This is a genomic window from Streptomyces cucumeris (assembly GCF_024295805.1).
In the GTDB taxonomy this organism is placed as follows: Bacteria; Actinomycetota; Actinomycetes; order Streptomycetales; family Streptomycetaceae; genus Streptomyces; species Streptomyces cucumeris.
The window spans coordinates 719-19,982 of sequence record NZ_JANCLX010000048.1 but is presented as its reverse complement, the minus strand read 5'-3'; the positions used below and the strand labels follow the sequence as shown (position 1 = coordinate 19,982).

The following is a 19,264-nucleotide window of genomic DNA, read 5'->3' as shown; positions in this document are numbered from 1 at the left end:
CGGGTTCGGGGGTCGTCACACGGTGCTCCCCACGGCGGAGGTGGCGGACAGGGAGTAGAGGTAGCGGGCCAGGGTGACCAGCACGTTCTTACTGGAGTCGCGGGTACGGGCATCGCAGTCGATCACCGGCACCTCCGGCGGCAGGTCGAGCGCCTCCCGCACCTCCTCCAACGTGTGCTGCGGTTCGGTGAAGTTGTTGCGCGCCACGATGAACGGGGTGCCGTGGTGCTCCAGCCGGTCCAGCGCGTACCAGGAGTCGGCCAGCCGGTTGGTGTCCACCAGCACGACCGCGCCGAGGGTCCCGGAGAACAGCCGGTCCCACAGGAACCAGAACCGCTCCTGGCCCGGGGCGCCGAACAGGTAGAGCACCATCTGCTCGTCGAGGCTGATCCGGCCGAAGTCGAAGGCGACCGTGGTGGTGGTCTTGTGCTGGACGAAGGAGGCGTCGTCGATCCCGATGCCCGCCTGCGTCATCGTCTCCTCGGTGCTCAGCGGACGGATCTCGCTCACCGACTGGACCATCGTGGTCTTGCCGACGCCGAACCCGCCGACGATCACGATCTTGAGGCCGTCGCTCGCGCTCTCCCGCAGCGGGGCGTCGACGGCGCTGTCAGAGGTTCTGGAGTGCAACGAGCACCTTCTTCAGGGTTTCGGGCTCCGGCAGCCGTCCGCCGGTACGGGCGGCGTGCGGATGGCGCGCGGTGATCCGGCCGGTGTCCAGCAGGTCGCACAGCAGGATCTTCACGACGCTGACGGGCAGATCCAGATACGAGGAGATCTCCACGACCGACAGCGGACCGCGGCACATCCGGAGGATCCTGGCGTGCTCGGACTGCATACCGGGCACCGGCTCGCATTCGCTGACGATCAGCGTGACCATGTCGAAGACGCTCTCGTCGGCGCGGCTTCGTCCCCCGGTGACGGTGTACAGCCGGTCCGGGTCCTCGTTGTCGAGCGCGCCTCGGATCATGCGCCGGTCCCGGCGCCGCCGCCCGCGGCCACCCGCGGAGCGGCCCGCAGGTAGTCGCCGATCTGCTCGACCAGTTCGTTCATGTTGTGGCCGATGACGCCGACGTCGGCCTCGTCATGGGCCACGACGGCCAGATGGGCGCCCTCACCGGCCTCGACGATGAACAGAATTCCCCCGTGGAACTCCGTCATCGACTGCCGGACGCCACCGCTGCCGTCACCGAACTCGATGGACGCGCCGTGGGCGAGGCTCTGGATGCCCGAGGCGATGGCCGCCAACTGGTCGGCCTGGTCCACGGAAAGACCGGAGGTGAGACACAACTTGAGGCCGTCCCGGGACAGCACCAGGGCGTGCCGTGAACCCGGGGTCTTCTCCAGGAGGTTCTCCAGCAGCCAGTCCAGGCTGCGGTCAGTGGTGTTCATCGGCGTTCCTTCTGTCACGGCTGGTCGTTCTCAGCAGGCTCGGCGGACTCGGCGGGCTCGGTGTCCTCTGCGGACGCCGGCGACTCGGCGTTACGCGCGGCACCGGCGGCCGAGCCCTTGCGGGTTGCCTGGCGGAAGGCGCCGAAACGTGCTCCGGCTTCCTCGGGGCACGGACGGCTGGTCTTCGCCTTGCCCGAATCCGGCGCGGGGGCGGGCGCCGACCGGGTGGCCGCCGCCAGCGTCTCGCCGCGGCGCCGTTTGGGCAGCCCGTTGACCGGGCGCGGGGGCTGTGCGGCGGACGGGGCGCCGGGGGCCGGTGCCGGGGACGACGTCTCCGGGGCCGGGGCCGCCTCGGGCGCGGGGGCCTCGGCCGGGGCGCTCCCGCCCCGTTCGGCCACCGGCGCGGACGCGGTGGCGGCCGTCTGCCGGGACGCCTCCACGGCGCGGGCGCGGGCGGGCGGTTCGAGTACGGCGTCCTGGTTGACGTGGGTGATGAGCTGCTGCGGGATCAGGACCACGACACCGGTGCCGCCCCGCGCGGACGGCCGGAAGGAGACGGTGAGGTCGTGCTTGCGGGCCAGACAGCCGACGACCGCGAGCCCGAGCCGGGTACCGGAGAGCGTGGTCAGGTCCAGGGTCTCGGAGGACACCGCCTTCTGGGCCCGGGCGAGCGCGGCGGGGCCCATGACCAGCCCGCCGTCCTCGACGGTGACCACCACACCGGTGTGCGTCTCCTCGACGTACACATGCACCTCCTCGGTGGGAGGCGAGAAGCTGGCGGCGTTGTCCATCAGCTCGGCGAGCGCGTGCATCACGCCCTCCGCCGCGTATCCGGCCACCGCGGCGTTGCTGGCCGCGTGGACCCGCACCCGCTGGAAGGCGCTGATCCGGCCGACCGCGCCGCGCAGCACGGACTCCATCACGATGGGCTTGGTCCAGCGGCGGCCGGAGCGGGCGCCGGTCAGCACGGCGATGGAGTCCGCGATCCGGCCCGCCTGGGCGGTGGTGTGATCCAGCTTCAGCAGATCGCCGAGGACGTTCTCGTCGTGCCGGTTCTCCATCTCGCGCAGATCGGCGAGCATCGTGGTGGCCAGCGCCTGGACCCGTCCCGCGGCGTTGGCGCACGCCGCCATCGCCGAGGCGCGCATCCGCTCACCGGTGCCGATCTCCTGCACCAGCACCCGCAGCAGCCGCTGGTGGGCGGCGCTGACCGGGCGGGTGACCTGGGTCAGCACGGTGTCCGCGGAACCCCCGTCGCGCAGCCGCCGCACCGCGGCCGGAATCGTTTCGTCAGCGAGCCGGGCGGCCTCCAGCTCCTTCGCCGCGGCCTCCCGCTCCAGCGTGGTGACCCGCTCCTGGAGACGGCTGATGGACCGCGACCGGAAGGCGGCGACCGCCAGCGCGACCGCCAGCAGCACGGCGGCCACCCCGCAGAAGACGGCGACCGCGGTACGGTCCGCGGCGGGCACCTCGGCCGTCACCCACAGTCCCGCGCCACCGGCGACGACGACGGCCAGCAGCGGGACGGCCAGGGCCTGCCGCGTCAGCGAGGGTCCTTTGTAGGGGTGGCTGGATATATGTGCTGACATCTATCAGGTCCTCATGGGCGCGTACGTGGGGTGGGGACTGGACCACGCGGACATCAAGCCGTGGGCGGCACATGCTAGTACTGCTCACGCGGTTTTGACCGGTACCGATCAGTACGCGGACCGTGACGGCACATCAGCGTCCAGGGGTCCCTTCACGCCGCTCACCGGGACAAAGCTGAACAGTTCTGAGGTGATGTCATGTATCGCTCCGCCGAAAGGCCGGAAATCGGCCCCGTGATCGGAGAGATGGCGTCCAGGAGCGGGCGAACCCTCACATGACCTCCACGGAACGCTGTCAACGTGAACGTCTCCGTCATCGTCCGGGCCCGCGCCGCCATTCGGCCCCCGCAACCTCTAGGGCAGGGCCAGTTCGGCCCAGATGACCTTGCCCGAGGAGGTGTAGCGGGTACCCCAGCGCTCGGCGAACTGCGCCACCAGGAAGAGCCCCCGGCCGCCCTCGTCGGTCGTCGTCGCATAGCGCAGATGCGGTGAGGTGCTGCTGGTGTCGGACACCTCGCAGATCAGCGAGCGGTCACGGAGCACCTGCACCCGGATCGGGCCGGTGGCGTGGCGGATGGCGTTGGTGATCAGCTCGCTCAGCACCAGCTCGGCGGTGAACGCGCACTCCTCCAGGTCCCATTCCTCAAGCTGCCGCAGCACCCCGGCGCGCACCTCGGCCACCACCGCCGGATCGGAGGCCACCTCCCAGGCCACCACCCGGTCCGCGCCCAGCACCCGGGTCCGGGCGGCGATCAGCGCGATGTCATCGCTGGGGGTGGTGGGCAGCATCTCGTCCAGGACATGGGTGCAGATCTGCTCGGGGCTCCGGCCGGGGTGGGAGAGGGCGTCGCGCAGCAGCTCCAGACCGGTGTCGATCTCCCGGCGGCGGTCCTCGATCAGACCGTCGGTGTAGAGCACCACATTGCTGTTCTCGGCCAGTTCGAACTCGGCGGTCTCGAACGGCAGCCCGCCCAGGCCCAGCGGCGGTCCCGCGGGCAGATCGGGGAACTCCACCGAACCGTCCGGGCTCACCACCGCGGGCGGCGGATGGCCGGCCCGCGCCATCGTGCAACTCCGCGTCACCGGGTCGTAGATCGCGTACAGACAGGTGGCGCCGATGATCGATTCGCCCGCGGCCTCCAGGCCCCCGACCCTCTCGAGGGAGCGGGGGCTCTCGTCCTGGTCGATACGGGCGATCAGATCGTCCAGATGCGACAGGATCTCGTCCGGCGGCAGATCCAGCGTCGAGAAGTTGTGCACCGCCGTCCGCAACCGGCCCATCGTCGCCGCCGCATGCAGACCATGACCCACCACATCCCCCACCACCAGCGCCACCCGGGCGCCCGGCAACGGGATGACGTCGAACCAGTCACCTCCCACCCCCGACTCCGCCGGGAGGTAGCGGAAGGCGACGTCCAGGGCGTTCTGGGCGGGCAGGGCGCGCGGCAGCAGACTGTGCTGGAGGGTGACGGCCATGGTGTGCTCGCGGGTGTAGCGCCGGGCGTTGTCGATGCACACCGCCGCATGCGAGGCCAACTCCTCGGCGAGGGAGACCTCTTCGTCCTCGAAGGGTTCGCGCTCCTTCATCCGCCAGAAGTTGACCATCCCCAGCAGCACACCGCGGGCCCGCAGCGGCACGGTGACCAGGGACCGCACCCCGTGCTCGATGATGTTGGCGGTCCGCTCGCGGTCCTGGGCCTGCCATCCGGGGGCCGCGGCGAGATCGGTCTCCACCACCGGCCGCCCGCTGCCGTAGCCCCACGCCTGGGGGGTGGAGGCGACGAACGTGAAGTGCTCGCCGACCGGATAGAACGGGTGGTCGCGGCGGACGCCGTAGACCGCGGCCCGCACCATCTCCACCCCGCTCACCGGCAGCGGCTCCTCGCCCCGGAGCACCGGCTCCGCCAGGTCGACGGTGACGTAGTCGGCGAACCGGTCCACCGCCACCTGCGCCAGCTCCTCCGCGGTCCGGCCCACATCGAGCGTGGTGCCGATCTGCACACTGGCGTCGAACAGCAGCTTCAGCCGCTTCTGCGCCACATCGGCGCGGCCGGAGAGGGCGCGCAGCTCGGTGGAGTCGCGCAGGGTGGCGACACTGCCGGGCGGCCCGCCGACACGGTCGGTGAGGCGGTTGTTCACCGCGAGCAGCCGGTCACCGGCCACCACCACCTCATCGGTGACCACCCGCCGGGTGATCAGCAGATCGGCCATCTGGGGCTCAAGACCGAGGTCGTCCACCGGGCGCCCCTCGGGCCGGGGCGGCAGGTCCAGCAGCCGGGACGCCTCGTCGTTGGCGAGCACCAGACGGCCGTCGCCGCCGACGATCAGCACCCCCTCGCGGACGGAGTGCAGCACCGCGTCATGGTGCTCGTACATCTGGGTCATCTCGACCGGGTCCAGCCCCCGGGTCTGGCGTTTGAGGCGTCTGCTGACCAGCCCGGTACCGCCGGTGGCGAGGGCGAACGAGGCGAGCACGGCGCCGATGAGCAGCGGGAGCTGACGGTCGGCGAGCCCGCTCACCTTCTTGACCAGGATCCCGGCGCTCACCAGCCCCAGGACGTGGTGGTGGTTGTCGTAGACCGGGACGGTCGCCTGGCTCACCTCGCCGAGGGTGCCCTGCACGGTCTCGATCACCGGTCGGCCGGCCAGCGCGGGCTTGATGGTGCCGATGAAGTGCTGGCCGATGCGCTCGGGGTTGGGGTGGGTGATCCGGATGCCCTGGTTGTCGGTGACCACGACGAAGTCGAGGTTGGACTTCTTGCGGACGGCCTCGGCCTTCGGCTGGAGCCGTTCGGTCGGATCGGGGCTCTGCAGCGCCGAGATGATCCCGGGGGACGCGGCGAACGTCTCGGCCACCGCCAGCGAACGCCCCTGCGCCTCCTCGGCGGCGTCATGGCGCACCTGGAGCACCAGTGCCACGGTGGCCGCGGCGCCGAGCAGCAGCACGATCACCAGTTGCAGGACGAAGACCTGACCGGCGACGCTGCGGACGCTCAGCCGCGACCGCGCGCGCCGCCCCGCCACCTCCGGGCGCTCACGCCGCTGACTCCGTGGGCGCCGACCGGGGATCATACGGCCAGCCCACGATCGACCCATATACCGGGCCATACCCCTACATCTACACCGCGCACCCCGGGAAGGCGAGTTCCCGCCCGGCCGCCACCCGCCTCGAACACATTCCGTAATGGGTTGGTGACCCTCCATCACCCCGGCGGGCGCTCACCACGCGGGGTGCCGACCCGGGTGGTCTGTGTAAACCTGAATACGGGACATTTCACCTGAATTGCCCCTCATCGGGACCATGTGGTCTTCGATAGCGCCTGATGAAGGAGCCCGAAATGGCCAGTCACGCCGGTGGAGTTCACACAGGAGCCGCCACCCCGCGCACGCACGGCGACGTGAGCGGACGGTTCGTCTTCGCCGCGGTCATGATGATCTTCGGCGGTCTGATGACCCTGTTCCAGGGCATCGCGGCCGTCTCCAATGACCAGGTATTCGTCTCCACCCAGAACTACATCTTCCAGTTCGATCTGAGCGGATGGGGCTGGGTGCACATGATCCTCGGCATCGTCCTCGTCGTGGCCGGCCTGGCCGTGTTCACCGGGGCGATGTGGGCGCGGGTCACCGGTGTGGTGCTCGCCGGACTCGCCCTGATCGCCAATTTCCTCTGGCTGCCGTACTACCCGGTGTGGGCCATGGTCCTGCTCGTCGTGGACGGCTTCGTCATCTGGGCGCTGTGCACCGGCGAGAGCCGCAGCACGGCCTGAGCGCGCTCACGGCACCCCCGCGGGACCCCTACAGCCCGATGACGACCAGCGCGGTGTCATCGGCGGCCGGGCCGCCGGTGACACCGAGGTCTTCCAGCACGGCGTCGGCCAGTGCCTCGGGCCCCAGTCCGCTGTGCCGGGCGAGGCTGGTGGTGAGCCGCTCCAGTCCGGCGTCGATGTCCTCGTCCCGGCGCTCGACCAGCCCGTCGGTGTACAGGACCAGGGTGGACCCGGGGTCGTAGTGGACATCGGCCTGCGGCCGGGCCACCTGTTCGGTCCGGGCGCCCAGCGGTGGATCGGTCGCCGCGTCCAGCAGCTCCACCCGGCCGTCGGCGCGCAGCAGCGCGGGCGGCGGATGGCCGGCGCAGCTGTAGACCACGCTGTGCGCCCGGGAGTCGATCACCACTTGGACGGCGGTGGCGGCGAGCGCTCCCTCGACGAAGTGCGCGTACAGCCCCAGCACCTCCAGGGCCTGGGCGGGCCCGGCCGCCACCCGGGTCGCGGCGGACAGCGCGCTGCGGAGCTGCCCCATCACACAGGCCGCCTCCAGCCCCTGCCCCACCACATCCCCCACCGCGACGGCGATCCGGTCCGCGGACAGCTCGGTCAGCTCGTACCAGTCGCCGCACACATTGAGCGAGCCCACGGCGGGGCGGTAGCGCACCGCGGCGTAGGGATGCTCCTCCGATGAGCTCCTGGGCAGCATGGCCCGCTGGAGCGCGAGCGCGGTCTCCCGCTCCCGGGCGTGCGCCTCCCGCAGCGCCTCGTTCAGCTCCTGGAGCTCACGGGCCCGGCTGTAGACGTCGGCGCCCATGGTCTCGGCCCGCAGGCTCAGCGGCGTCCCCTCCACGGCCCCCCGCTCGCGGACGCGGACGAACTCCGTGACGTCCTCGACCCGGTGCACGATCAGCTCCACCCGGCCCTCGCGGTCCAGTACGGGGGTGTTGATCGTGCTCCAGTACCGCTCCTCGAACCGCCCCGGCTCCCCCATGACCGGGATGTCGTACTTCATCAGCCCCATGATGTCCCGCTCCCCGGTGCGCAGCACCCGGCGCAGCGAGTTCTCCAGACTGCGGGTGGCGCTGTGATCGGGGTCGCCGGGGTTGTCGGGGAAGGCGTCGAAGACGTACATCCCGATCAGTTCCTCGCGGGTGCGCTGGGTGTCCCGCAGATAGGCGTCGTCCACCGCGACGATGACCAGGTCGCGTCCCAGGATCAGCACCGGGGTCGGGATGGCCTCGAAGAGAGCCTCATAGTCGATCTGCGGTCCCGTGGCGCGCTCCCTGGGTCTGCCGCCCGGCCCCCTCCCTGCCAATGTATGCCGCTTCCGCCACCCTGGCCCCTCGGCGGGCGCCTCCGGCCCGGGTGCGGCCGGGCCTCGGGCGGGGCACGCTGAATCCATGCTGCTGGCAGATGTCGCGCGGACCTCCCGGCAGGTCGCGGCCACCTCCTCGCGTTCGGCGAAGACCGCCGCCCTGGCCGGGCTGTTCCGCCGCACCGAGCCGGCCGAGGCCCCGGTGGTGATCACCTACCTCTCCGGCAGACTGCCGCAGCGCCGCACCGGGGTGGGCTGGTCCACCCTGCGGGAGCGGTACGAGCCCGCCGCCGAGCCACGGCTCACGGTGCCGCAGGTGCACCAGGCGCTGGACCGGATCGCGGCGGTCTCCGGCACCGGAGCGGCCGCGACCCGCAAACGCATGGTGGGCGAGCTGATGGCCGCCGCCACCGAGGACGAGCAGCGCTTCCTGCTGGCGCTGCTGGGCGGCGAGCTGCGGCAGGGCGCACTGGAGGCACTGGCGGTGGAGGGGCTCGCGGCGGCGGCCGGGGCCCCGCCCGCGGAGGTGCGCCGGGCGGTGATGCTGGGCGGGTCGCTGGGCGCGGTGGCCGAGGCCCTGCTGGGGCGCGGCCCAGAGGCGCTGGCCGGATTCCGGCTGGAGGTGGGGCGGCCGGTGCTGCCGATGCTGGCGCAGAGCGCCAAGGACCTCGACGAGGCCATGGACCGGCTGGGGCCGTGCGCGGTCGAGGAGAAGCTCGACGGCATCCGGGTCCAGGTGCACCGGGACGGCGACGACGTCCACGTCTACACCCGCACCCTGGACGAGATCACCGGACGGCTGCCGGAGGTGGTCCGGGCGGCGCGGGAGCTGGCGGTGGACCGGGCGGTCCTGGACGGCGAGGTGATCTCACTGGATGCCGAAGGACGGCCGCGGCCGTTCCAGGAGACCTCCGCGCGGGTGGGCTCCCGGCTGGACGTGGCCGGGGCCTCGGCCGCGCTGCCGCTGTCCCCGGTCTTCTTCGACCTGCTCGCCGTGGACGACCGTGATCTGCTGGCGCTCCCGGCCCGCGAGCGCCACGGCGAACTGGTCCGGGTGGCGCCCGAGCCGCGGCGGGTGCGGCGGCTGGTGGCCGAGGACCCGGACGACCCCGGAACCCGACGCGCGGCCCGGGAGTTCGCCGCCGACGTACTGGCCAGGGGCCATGAAGGGGTGCTGGTCAAGGGGCTGGAGTCGACGTACGGCGCGGGGCGGCGCGGGGCGGCCTGGCTGAAGGTCAAACCCGTGCACACCCTGGACCTGGTCGTGCTGGCGGCGGAGTGGGGGCACGGCCGGCGCACCGGCAAGCTGTCCAATCTGCATCTGGGCGCGCGGCGGCCGGACGGCACGTTCGCGATGCTCGGCAAGACCTTCAAGGGGCTCACCGACGCGCTGCTGTCCTGGCAGACCGAGGCGCTGCTCGCCATCGCCGTCAGCGACGACGGCTGGGTGGTCCGGGTGCGGCCGGAATTGGTGGTGGAGGTGGCCTTCGACGGGCTGCAACGCTCCTCGCGCTATCCGGCGGGCGTCACCCTGCGGTTCGCCCGGGTGCTGCGCTACCGCGAGGACAAACCGGCGGACCAGGCGGACACCGTCGACACGGTGCTGGCGCTGCGGCGCGACGGCGGGGGATGAGGACGCCGGGAGGTGGGCGGACGCGGGCTCAGCGGCCCAGCGCCCGCGCGGCCAGCCGGTAGGCCGCCAGATCGGTGACCGAGATCATCGGCATCAGACGGCTCGCGGCCAGTCTGCTGAGGTCTCCGTGGCCCGCGGTGTTCCAGTCGGCGCGGACGACCTCGCACATCGTGGTGACGCCGGAGAGTCCGGCCAGCAGGGACAGATCGACGGCCGCCTCGGGGTGTCCGGCCCGCTCCAGCACTCCGCCGGGCACCGCGCGCACCGGGAAGACATGGCCGGGGCGGCCGAGTTGGCCGGGTGTGGTGCGCGGATCGGCGAGCGCCTGGATGGTGTGCGAGCGGTCGAGGGCGGAGCCGCCGGTGGTGGTGGGCCCGAGCAGATCGACGGAGACGGTGAAGGCGGTCGACCGGAGACCGGTGTTCTCCTCCACCATCTGCGGCAGTGCCAGCCGGGCGGCGCGGTCGTGCGGCAGGGCCACACACACCACGCCGGAGGTATGGTCCAGCATCTGGCGCAGGGCGCCCTCATGGGTGTGTTCCGCGGCGAGCACGAGATGGCCCTCGCGCCCCCGCGAGGTGTCGTCGACGACGACCACGAAGCCGCCTTCGGCGAACGCCTCACTCGCCTGTTCCACGGCCAGCAGACGTTCCGTCCCGACCGGTTGCTCCATCACTGCCATGGGGTGTGGCCCTCCTGCGCGGTTCCCTGCGGATCGATTCCGGGGACGCGGGCGGAGGCGGCGCGGCGCACGGACCGGGCCCCGCCGTCCGGCGGGCGCCACCGTGCGGCACGGATGCCGCCGCGTACTTCCTCCCATCCGGACTGTCACCGTCGGTCCCGGAATTCCACCGGATCGGCCGGCCGATGGATTCGGCCGGGTCGCGGACTGTCACCGCCGGTTCGGATTTTCACCGACCCCGGAGCACGCGAATAAACGCTGGAGAACATCTTGGCACAGACCAAACCACTGACGCAGTGTCAATCCTCACACGCCGTGTGCCGTTGACTACACAAGATCATGTCCATACCGGGCCGCCCGGTCCGGGGGAGAATGCGGGCGCACGCTCCGATCGAGAGGACCCGGCGTGGAGACGACTGTCGCGGAGGACCGCACCACCGCACCCGTCCGGAGCGCCGCCCGCCGTCTGACGCGGCTGCCCGAGGGGCGCGGACGGCGGGCGGCGGCCTGGTGCGCCGCGCTCCCGCTCACCGGGACCGGCGTGGTGGTGGGCTGCCGGGCCGCCTGCACCGACGGCATCACCCCGGTCCCCCAACTGCTGGCGTTCCTGCCCTGGCTGCTGGTCCCGGTCGCGCCCGGACTGCTGCTCAGCGTGGTCGCGCGCTGGCCGCTGGGATACGGCTGGGCGCTGGCCACCGCCGCGGCCACCACCTGGTTCATCCAGCCCTACGACAGCGGGGCGCCGGTGCCGGACGGCCCGGTCGTCGCCCGGCTGCGGGTGCTGACCGCCAACCTGGAGTTCGGCGGGGCCACCGACGGACTGCTGCGCACCCTGCGCCGGGAACGGCCGGACGTGGTCGCCGTCCAGGAATGCGATGTGCGCTGCGCTGTCGCGCTCGGCTCGGCGGCCGTCCGCGAGGCGTATCCGCACCGGAACGTCATCACCGGCAGCCCCGCCGAGGGCTCGGCGATCCTCAGCAGGTTCCCGCTGGAGGACGGGGCCGGGCTGCGCGGTGAGCTGGCCATGCCCCGGTCGGTCGCGCGGATCGCAAGTGAACGGCTGCACATCCAGGTCGCCCACCCCATGCCGCCGATGCCGGGGCAGTTGGACACCTGGCGCACCGAACTCGGGCGGCTGCGCGGGTACGCGGCGCACCGGAGCCCCGAACCCACCCTGATCGCCGGGGACTTCAACGCCTCCCAGGACCACGCCGCCTTCCGGGCCGTCCTGGACACCGGGATGCGGGACGCCGCGGCGACCGCCGGCCGGTCCCGCACCCCCACCTGGCCGACCGCCACAACACCGCTGCTGGGCACGCAGATCGACCACGTCCTGGTCAGCGGGGCCCTGCGGCCGCGTACGGCGCGTTTCCTCGATCTGCCGGACACCGACCACCGGGCCCTGCTGGTCACCCTGGATCTGCACCGGGTCCCGGAGTCGGGTGACGGAAGCGCTCAGCTCTCGCTCGGGTCATAGGAGTTGGCCAGTTCGAACGGATCGGGCTCCAGCCCCTCCGTGGGCCAGCGCTGCTCACGCCGCCACCGCGCGTCCTCCAGCGCCAGCGCGCCCCACAGCCGGTTGAGCGGATGGGAGGGATCGAGCTCGGCGCGCTCACCGCGCCGGGTGAAGGCGCCGAGCAGCACCTCCAGCCGCGGCCCGGTGTCATTGACCAGCTCCACGGCGCGCAGCCCCCGCCCCTGGCCGACCCGGGGATCGCCCGCGGCGTCCGCGACCCCCTTGGTGACCAGCATGCAGCCCCGCAGCAACCCCGAACGCAGCAGCTCGAACCCGTAGTTGACGGTGTCGATCTCGGCGGCGACGCGCAGCCGGGTGCGGTAGTCGGCACCGAACCAGGTGTGCAGCACCCCGTTCATCAGCCCGCTCGCCGAGATCACCAGCGGCAGCTCGCGCAGCGCCCCCGCCTCGACCGTCGGGCCGGGCAGCTCCTCCTCCGGCAGATTGGTCAGCAGCGAGACACCGTTGCGGCGCCACTCCATCACATCGAAGTCGTCCAGTTCGGGGTCGCCACCGGGTCTGGTCACCACACTGCCGCAGACCAGATCCACCTCCTTGGCCCGCAGTCTGGCCAGCACATCGCGGGTGCGGACATGGCCGACCTTGAGCTCGATACCGCGCTCCCGGAACTCCACGGCGACCCGTTCCCCGGCGTCCGCCAGATAGCCGAGGGTGAAACGGGTGGTGCCCACCACCAGCGTTCTGCCCAGCCGCCGCCGTGACTCGTGGATCCCCTCCAGCCAGTCGCCGAGCGTGCCGCGCGCCAGGGCGACGAGCGTTTCGCCGGTGCCGGTGAACAGCACGTCCTTGCCGCGTCCCTGTTTGCGGACCAGCGGTTCGCCGCACAGCTCACGGAAGTTGCGGTTCATGGTGTCGAGCTGCTTCTGCACACTCGACTGCTCACGTCCCAGAACGCGCGCCGCTCCCAGCGCCGTTCCCGCCTCATGGACCACGATCAGCGTGCGGAGCTGGTCCATCGTGGTGTCCATCAACGCCAGCGGACTCTGCAGAAGCCTGTTCTGGCCGCCGGTGGCCGGAGGTCCGAGCGCACCCGATTCCGACATGATTCCCCCGCTTTCACTCACCATCCGATTTTCAGGACTGACGAGTTTAGTCACGGATCCCCATGGTTACCCGGAATTGATAACTGCGCGGAAAGGGAACGCCGGGATGCGGAATCGGCGGAAAGCCGCTGATACAGAGAAATGCCGAACCGGACGGACGGCCCCTGGTCCCGGGCGGGGACCAGGGGCCGTCCGGCTCCGCGCCGCTAGACGCCGATGGCGCCGCCGTCGCGCCGCCACACGCTGATCACCGACGGACGGACCAGCTTCCCCGGTCCGTCCGGCCAGCTCGACTTGGGGTTCTCCACACTCGCCCCGTCCAGCTCCCCCGGGTGCTGCACGGCCACCAGCACCCGCCGGTCCTGGACGATCGGACCGCAGGTCTCGGCACCGTTCGGCACGGTCAGGAACTGCTTCACCTCACCCCGACGGCGGCCCGCGGTGGCCACGCCGAACAGCCCGTCGTGGTTGCCCAGGGCATTGCCGTCCGTCGAGATCCACAGATTGCCGTAGGAGTCGAAGGTCAGGTTGTCCGGGCAGGAGATCGGGCTGACCTGGTCCTTCGGGAAGCCGCCGAAATAGGTGGCCGGGTCCTCCGGATCACCGCAGACCAGGAACAGCCGCCAGCGGAAGCGGCGCGAGGCCGGGTCGTCGCGGTGCTCGGTCAGCTCCAGGATCTGGCCGTGCTTGTTGCTCTTGCGCGGGTTGGCCTCGTCGACAGGGGCCTTGCCGTCCTTGCCGCGGTCGGAGTTGTTGGTCAGCGCGATGTACACCCGGCCGGTGCGCGGGCTCGGCTCGACGTCCTCGGGACGGTCCATCTTCGTCGCACCCGCCTTGTCGGCGGCGATCCGCGTGAAGACGTACACCTCCTCGGCGGTCATACCGTCCACGAACGAGGTGTCGCCGCTGGCCAGCGGTATCCAGCGGCCGCCGCCGTCGAACTCCCCGTCCTCCGGCAGCTTTCCGCTGCCGTCGATCTCGGAGGCCGGGCTGTCACCGGTGAACTTGGCGACGTAGAGCGTGCCCTCGTCCAGCAGCGTGCGGTTGTGTTCGCGCGCGGCCCGGCTGGAGCCCTTCATCATGCGCTTGGACGACACGAACTTGTAGAAGTAGTCGAACTTCTCGTCGTCGCCCATGTAGAGGACCGGGCGGCCGTCCTCGGTCAGCCGCGGCTCGGCGGCCTCGTGCTTGAAGCGTCCCAGCGCGGTCAGCTTGCGCGGGGTGGAGTCCGGGTCGAACGGGTCGATCTCGATGACCCAGCCGAAGCGGTTGGACTCGTTGGGCTCCCGCGCCACGTCGAAGCGCTTGTCGAAACGCTCCCACTTGCGCTCGGAGGCGGCGCCGGTGATGCCGTAGCGCTTGAGGCGCGCGGCCGTCGTCGGGTCGGTGACCGAACCGCCGTTCGCGAAGTACTGGTTGAAGTTCTCCTCGCCCGAGAGCACCGTGCCCCACGGGGTGATGCCGCCACCGCAGTTGTTCAGCGTGCCCAGGATGCGCCGGCCGGCCGGGTCGGCCGAGGTGCGCAGCAGCTCACTGCCCGCCGCCGGGCCGGTGACCTCGAACGGTGTGGTGCCGGTGATCCGCCGGTTGAGGCGGTGACGGTTCACCGCGGTCAGCTTGCCCAGGCGGCGGTCCTCCTGCGCCACCACCACGGACAGCCCGTGCGCGGCCCAGCCGATCTCGGCCTGTTCCCGGGTGGGGTGGTCCGCGTCGTATCCCGCGAACATCAGCACCTCGTCGGTGTACTCGTGGTTGACCACGAGGAGCTGCCGGTCCCGCTCATGCGGAACGTCGAGGACGGCCATGTAGTCGTTGTTGTAACCGAACTGCCCCGCCTGGGCCTCGGCCGACTGGTGGTCCGCGTCGAAGGCGGGCGCGCCCCGGAGGATCGGGTCGCCCCAGCGGATGACGATGTTCTGGTCGTGGCCCTCGGTGACGACCACGGTGTCCTCGGTGTTCGGCGCGACCGGGGTGAACCGCAGCCCCCGAGCGGCCCGGCCCCCGGCCGCCGCGCGAGCGGCCGTCGGTGCGGCGGCGGGCGCGGCGGCCGCCGCCCGCGGGGCCCCGCCGCCGAGCGCCGTGGCCCCGGTCGCGGCGGCCACGGTCACCACGGCACTCGCCCGCAGCAGCGAACGGCGCGACGCGGAGCGCGCGATGACATCGCCCACGTACTCGTTTCCGCTGGTGTTCGGCACCTCGTGGAAACAGGCGTCACCACAGCGGTACCGGCAGGTCAGCGCGGAACGACCGCCCGGATGCGCGCTGATGAGCGGCAGTAGCTTGCGCACGTCTTCCCCTCCGTAAGGGTGTCACGTAAGGCTTCTGGGGGACCCGCTCGCGCGGCCCGAACCGACATCGCGTCGGAATCCTCTTCCGGCGCGAAGTTATGGGCGCCGAACCTCGGTGCGGCGTCCGGCTCGTGAACCACGAGTGAACGACCGGCGACCGGAATCGGCGGAGGAGGGCGGCCGGGCGGCCCGCTAGCCTTTCGGCACCACGGTCATGCACCGCCATGCACCGCACACGACACGTGAGAGGCATCTCCCATGGGCATACGGGACCTACTGCGCAAAGTTTTCGGACGCTCCCGGGACACGACGGCGGAGGACACCGCCACGCCGGAGGCCGCAGTTGTCCCGGACCCCCAGCCCGGGGAAACGGAGGCCTCCGCGGACGCCGCCGCGGACGCCGCCTCGGAGGCCGCCGAGCAGGCGGCCGGGACGGCGGACACCGCTGTGACGACCGAGGAGCCCGCGCCGCCCAAGCCCCCGGCACAGCGTGCAGCCGACGACACCCCGGCCGACCCGGCCCTGTCGGAACCCCTGAAGACCCTGGACGAGATCCTCGGCTCCCCCGACCGGGACGCGGACGCTTCGGCAGAAGAGGCCCCTGCCGAAGCGGAGGCCGCGGTCGACGCCGCGCCCGCGGCCGAGCCCGCTGAGACCACCGCCGCCACCCCGGCAACCGAGCCCGCCCAGGCGAAGCCCGCAGCCGACGAAGCCGCGCCGACCGCCCCGAAGCCGGAAGCCGCACCGGCGGAGGCCGAGGCGGCGGCCGCCGACGAGGCCATATCGGCCAAGCCGAAGCCGGAGCCCGCCACGGCCGCCACCGGCGAAGGGGCGTCGGACCAGCCGAAAGCCGAAGCTGCCCCGGCGGAAGCCAAGGTGGAGCCCACCGGGACGGCGACCGCCGACGAGGACGCATCGGCCAAGCCGAAGCCGGAAGCCACCACGCCGAAGGCGGACAGCGAGGCGGCGAAGCCCGCTGCCGCCCCGGCAGCCAAGGCGGCCAAGGCCGCCACCGACGACGACACATCGGCCGAGCCCAAGGCGGAAGCCACCACCGCGAAGACCGCGCCCGCGAAGGCCGCCGCTAAGGCTGAGCCCATCGGGACGGCGACCACCGACGAGGACGCATCGGCCAAGCCGAAGCCGGAAGCCACCGCGGCGAAGGCGGACGACAAGGCGGCGAAGCCCGCTGCCGCCCCGGCGGAGGCCAAGGCCAAGGCCGCCAAGACCGCCGCGGCACCTGCGGCCAGGACCAAGGCTTCGGCGGCGAAGACCGCCACCGCCACGGCGGTCGGGGGCGCGAAGAAGACCGCCGCCGCGGCCAAGCCCAAGGCCGCCAAGAAGACGGCCGCCGCCAAGGCGAAGGCCCCGGCGCTCGACGGGTTGCGGACCGCCGCCGCCGAGGCCATCTCGCAGCAGGGCCTCACCGGCACCCGCGCCGTCGTCTACCTCGTGCTCGACCGGTCCGGGTCGATGCGCGGCTACTTCAAGGACGGCACCGTCCAGCACCTCGCCGACCAGGCCGTGGCCCTCGCCACCCAGCTCGGCAGTGACACCGGCACCGTCCCCGTCGTCTTCTTCTCCACCGACATCGACGGCACCGCCGAGATCGACGCCGCCAACCACTCCGGCCGGATCGAGGAGTTGCACGGGGCGCTCGGCCACATGGGGCGGACGAACTACCACACGGCGGTCGACGCGGTCATCGACCACCACAAGAAGTCCGGTACCACCGACCCCGCGTTGGTGATCTTCCAGACGGACGGCGCCCCCACCGGGAAGCCCGCAGCGGAGAAGGCGCTGTGCGCGGCGGCCGGGCTGCCGCTGTTCTGGCAGTTCATCGCGTTCGGCGACCCGGAGGCGAAGGGCTTCGACTTCCTCCGCAAGCTGGACAGCTCGGCCGCGCTCGCCGTGCCGGAGAAGCGCGCCGTGGACAACACGGGCTTCTTCCACGCGGGGCCGGACCCGCGCGCGGTGCCCGACGCGGAGGTGTTCACGGAGCTGGTGCGGAAGTTCCCGGGCTGGCTGGAGGCGGCCCGTACGGCGGGCGCCGTCAAGGGCTGACGCAGGTCAGGCAACCGGCACCGGGGGCCGTCCGCAGCGGGGAAATACCCGCGCGGGCGGCCCCCCGTGCTCCGATACGATATGGGCAGCTCGTAACGGAAAAAGTCACCCACAGTATCGACCCGGGAGCAGCCTGCAATGGCTCGACACCTCATCACCAGCGCCCTTCCCTACATCAACGGGATCAAGCACCTGGGCAACATGGTGGGGTCCATGCTCCCGGCCGACGTCTACTCCCGCTATATGCGCCGGCGCGGCCACGAGGTGCTCTACATCTGTGCCACCGATGAGCACGGCACCCCGGCCGAGCTCGCCGCCAAGGAGGCGGGGCTGCCGGTGGACACGTTCTGCGCCCAGCAGCACGACGCGCAGAAGGCGATCTACGACGGCTTCGGGCTCTCCTTCGACTACTTCGGCCGCAGCTCCTCCGAGCAGAACGTGCAGATCACCCAGACGATCGCCCGTGAGCTGAAGGCGAACGGGTTCATCGAGGAGCGTTCGATCCGTCAGGTGTACTCCAACGCCGACGGCCGTTTCCTGCCCGACCGCTACATCGAGGGCACCTGTCCGCACTGCGGTTACGACAAGGCCCGCGGCGACCAGTGCGAGAACTGCACCCGGGTGCTGGACCCGACCGACCTGATCGACGCGCGCTCGGCGATCAGCGGCAGCAGCGACCTCGAGGTGCGCGAGACCAAGCACCTGTTCCTGCTCCAGTCCAAGCTGGCGGAGGAGGTCGGCGCCTGGGTCGACGAGCACGGCAAGGACTGGCCGACGCTGGCCTCGTCGATCGCCCGCAAGTGGCTGACCGAGGGGCTCCAGGACCGGGCGATCACCCGTGACCTGGACTGGGGCGTCCCGGTCCCGGCCGACACCTGGCCGGATCTGGCGGCCGAGGGCAAGGTCTTCTACGTCTGGTTCGACGCCCCGATCGAGTACATCGGTGCCACGAAGGAGTGGGCGGACCAGGACCCGGCGAACCGCGACTGGAAGTCGTGGTGGTACGACGTGGACGAGAGCGTCCGCTACACCGAGTTCATGGCGAAGGACAACGTCCCGTTCCACACGGTCATGTTCCCGGCGACGCTCCTGGGCACCCGGGACGCCTGGAAGAAGGTCGACTACGTCAAGGCGTTCAACTGGCTGACGTACTACGGCGGTAAGTTCTCCACCTCGCAGAAGCGCGGTGTGTTCACCGATGCGGCGCTGGAGCTGCTGCCCGCCGACTACTGGCGCTACTTCCTGATGGCCAACGCCCCGGAGTCCGACGACACCTCGTTCACCTGGGAGCACTTCTCCGCCACGGTCAACAAGGACCTGGCCGACACCCTCGGCAACTTCGTCAACCGGGTGCTGTCCTTCTCCCGCAAGCGGTTCGGCGACGAGGTTCCGGCGGGCACGGCGGCCGGTGCGGCCGAGGAGCGGCTCGGGGAGGAGATCGGACGGCTGCTCGCGGAGTACGAGGAGCACATGGACGCGCTCCAGTTCCGCAAGGCGGCGGCCGCGCTGCGCGCCCTGTGGAGCGCGGGCAACTCCTACCTGGAGGAGAAGGCCCCCTGGCTGGAGATCAAGACCGACCAGGAGGCCGCGGCGCTCACCCTGCGCACCGCGATGAACCTGATCCACCTCTACTCGATCGTCTCGGAGCCGTTCATCCCGGCGTCCGCGCGGGCCATGCGGTCGGCGTTCGCGCTGGCCGACGACACCGCACCGTGGGTGAGCCAGGAGGAGGCCAGGGCGCTGGCGTCGGTTCCGGCGGGCACCGCGTTCACCGTGCCGCCGGTGCTGTTCGCGAAGATCACCGAAGAGGACCTGGAGTCCTACCGGGAGCGGTTCGGCGGCGCGGAGCAGCCGACCGCGTGAGCTCCCGGCGCGCGCCCGCGGGGGCGGGCGCGCGGGCCCGGTGCGCGCCCGGCCCCCGGGCGGTTAGTCCCGCCGAGGCCCCAGTGAGTCC

General features: G+C 71.6%; 14 protein-coding genes and 1 riboswitch. Of the genes, 5 read left to right on the top strand and 9 right to left on the bottom strand.

From position 1 onward, the window contains the following. Positions 1–15 precede the first annotated feature (15 nt). The 5 genes from NMK44_RS38630 to NMK44_RS38610 all read right to left on the bottom strand — a co-directional run bounded on the left by NMK44_RS38630 (position 16) and on the right by NMK44_RS38610 (position 6,089). Positions 16–630: a GTP-binding protein gene (locus NMK44_RS38630; RefSeq protein ID WP_254752308.1), complete on the bottom strand. Its 615-nt coding sequence runs from the start codon at positions 628–630 to the stop codon at positions 16–18. Then, on the bottom strand, positions 611–970 hold the full coding sequence (locus NMK44_RS38625; protein ID WP_254752306.1) for a DUF742 domain-containing protein: 360 nt from the start codon (positions 968–970) through the stop codon (positions 611–613). Before NMK44_RS38625 ends, NMK44_RS38630 begins: the two co-directional genes overlap by 20 nt. Further along, positions 967–1,392, bottom strand: coding sequence for a roadblock/LC7 domain-containing protein (locus tag NMK44_RS38620; RefSeq protein WP_254752304.1), 426 nt, complete (start codon positions 1,390–1,392; stop codon positions 967–969). The genes NMK44_RS38625 and NMK44_RS38620 overlap by 4 nt, the downstream gene beginning before the upstream one ends. A 14-nt stretch (positions 1,393–1,406) precedes the next feature. Next, the gene (locus NMK44_RS38615; protein ID WP_254752302.1) at positions 1,407–2,981 is read right to left on the bottom strand and encodes a sensor histidine kinase; all 1,575 of its coding nucleotides are present in this window, start codon (positions 2,979–2,981) and stop codon (positions 1,407–1,409) included. Positions 2,982–3,335: 354 nt separating this feature from the next. Next, positions 3,336–6,089 carry a SpoIIE family protein phosphatase gene (locus NMK44_RS38610; protein ID WP_374215403.1) on the bottom strand — a complete coding sequence of 918 codons (2,754 nt, stop codon included), beginning with the start codon at positions 6,087–6,089 and terminating at the stop codon, positions 3,336–3,338. A 230-nt stretch (positions 6,090–6,319) separates the two neighbouring features. Between NMK44_RS38610 and NMK44_RS38605 the strand changes: the two genes are divergently transcribed. Beyond that, on the top strand, positions 6,320–6,748 hold the full coding sequence (locus tag NMK44_RS38605; protein ID WP_254752298.1) for a DUF7144 family membrane protein: 429 nt from the start codon (positions 6,320–6,322) through the stop codon (positions 6,746–6,748). A 28-nt stretch (positions 6,749–6,776) separates the two neighbouring features. Here the strand turns inward: NMK44_RS38605 and NMK44_RS38600 are convergent, their stop codons facing one another. After that, on the bottom strand, positions 6,777–8,063 hold the full coding sequence (locus tag NMK44_RS38600) for a PP2C family protein-serine/threonine phosphatase (protein WP_254752296.1): 1,287 nt from the start codon (positions 8,061–8,063) through the stop codon (positions 6,777–6,779). Between the two features lie 85 nt (positions 8,064–8,148). Between NMK44_RS38600 and NMK44_RS38595 the strand changes: the two genes are divergently transcribed. Further along, positions 8,149–9,696, top strand: a complete 1,548-nt coding sequence (locus tag NMK44_RS38595; RefSeq protein ID WP_254752294.1) for an ATP-dependent DNA ligase — start codon at positions 8,149–8,151, stop codon at positions 9,694–9,696. Between the two features lie 28 nt (positions 9,697–9,724). Here NMK44_RS38595 and NMK44_RS38590 read toward each other — a convergent pair whose 3' ends face one another. Continuing rightward, positions 9,725–10,378 carry a 3,4-dihydroxy-2-butanone-4-phosphate synthase gene (locus NMK44_RS38590; protein ID WP_254752292.1) on the bottom strand — a complete coding sequence of 218 codons (654 nt, stop codon included), beginning with the start codon at positions 10,376–10,378 and terminating at the stop codon, positions 9,725–9,727. A gap of 120 nt (positions 10,379–10,498) precedes the next feature. Further along, positions 10,499–10,629, bottom strand: a riboswitch (FMN riboswitch). Positions 10,630–10,784: 155 nt separating this feature from the next. On the opposite strand from NMK44_RS38590, the gene NMK44_RS38585 reads away from it, so the two are divergent. Then, entirely contained in the window at positions 10,785–11,855 is a 1,071-nt protein-coding gene (locus NMK44_RS38585; RefSeq protein ID WP_254752290.1) for an endonuclease/exonuclease/phosphatase family protein, read from the top strand. On the opposite strand, the gene NMK44_RS38580 is transcribed toward NMK44_RS38585, so the two are convergent. Next, the gene (locus NMK44_RS38580; RefSeq protein WP_254752369.1) at positions 11,834–12,871 is read right to left on the bottom strand and encodes a LysR family transcriptional regulator; all 1,038 of its coding nucleotides are present in this window, start codon (positions 12,869–12,871) and stop codon (positions 11,834–11,836) included. The two genes, NMK44_RS38585 and NMK44_RS38580, sit on opposite strands and share 22 nt — an antisense overlap. A 293-nt stretch (positions 12,872–13,164) precedes the next feature. After that, on the bottom strand, positions 13,165–15,246 hold the full coding sequence (locus tag NMK44_RS38575) for a PhoX family protein (RefSeq protein ID WP_254752288.1): 2,082 nt from the start codon (positions 15,244–15,246) through the stop codon (positions 13,165–13,167). A gap of 258 nt (positions 15,247–15,504) precedes the next feature. On the opposite strand from NMK44_RS38575, the gene NMK44_RS38570 reads away from it, so the two are divergent. Continuing rightward, a complete protein-coding gene (locus NMK44_RS38570; protein ID WP_254752286.1) occupies positions 15,505–17,310 on the top strand; it encodes a VWA domain-containing protein in 1,806 nt (601 codons plus the stop codon). 138 nt (positions 17,311–17,448) lie between these two features. Beyond that, complete coding sequence (metG, locus tag NMK44_RS38565) at positions 17,449–19,173, top strand: methionine--tRNA ligase (protein WP_254752284.1); 1,725 nt, start codon at positions 17,449–17,451, stop codon at positions 19,171–19,173. Positions 19,174–19,264 lie beyond the last annotated feature (91 nt).

Coding starts and splice junctions, on each gene's coding strand:
- NMK44_RS38625 (WP_254752306.1), bottom strand. CDS start 970: ATGATCCGAGGCGCGCTCGACAACGAGGACCCGGACCGGCTGTACACC.
- NMK44_RS38620 (WP_254752304.1), bottom strand. CDS start 1,392: ATGAACACCACTGACCGCAGCCTGGACTGGCTGCTGGAGAACCTCCTG.
- NMK44_RS38615 (WP_254752302.1), bottom strand. CDS start 2,981: ATGTCAGCACATATATCCAGCCACCCCTACAAAGGACCCTCGCTGACG.
- NMK44_RS38610 (WP_374215403.1), bottom strand. CDS start 6,089: ATGGCCCGGTATATGGGTCGATCGTGGGCTGGCCGTATGATCCCCGGT.
- NMK44_RS38605 (WP_254752298.1), top strand. CDS start 6,320: ATGGCCAGTCACGCCGGTGGAGTTCACACAGGAGCCGCCACCCCGCGC.
- NMK44_RS38595 (WP_254752294.1), top strand. CDS start 8,149: ATGCTGCTGGCAGATGTCGCGCGGACCTCCCGGCAGGTCGCGGCCACC.
- NMK44_RS38590 (WP_254752292.1), bottom strand. CDS start 10,378: ATGGCAGTGATGGAGCAACCGGTCGGGACGGAACGTCTGCTGGCCGTG.
- NMK44_RS38580 (WP_254752369.1), bottom strand. CDS start 12,871: ATGGACCAGCTCCGCACGCTGATCGTGGTCCATGAGGCGGGAACGGCG.
- NMK44_RS38570 (WP_254752286.1), top strand. CDS start 15,505: ATGGGCATACGGGACCTACTGCGCAAAGTTTTCGGACGCTCCCGGGAC.
- metG (WP_254752284.1), top strand. CDS start 17,449: ATGGCTCGACACCTCATCACCAGCGCCCTTCCCTACATCAACGGGATC.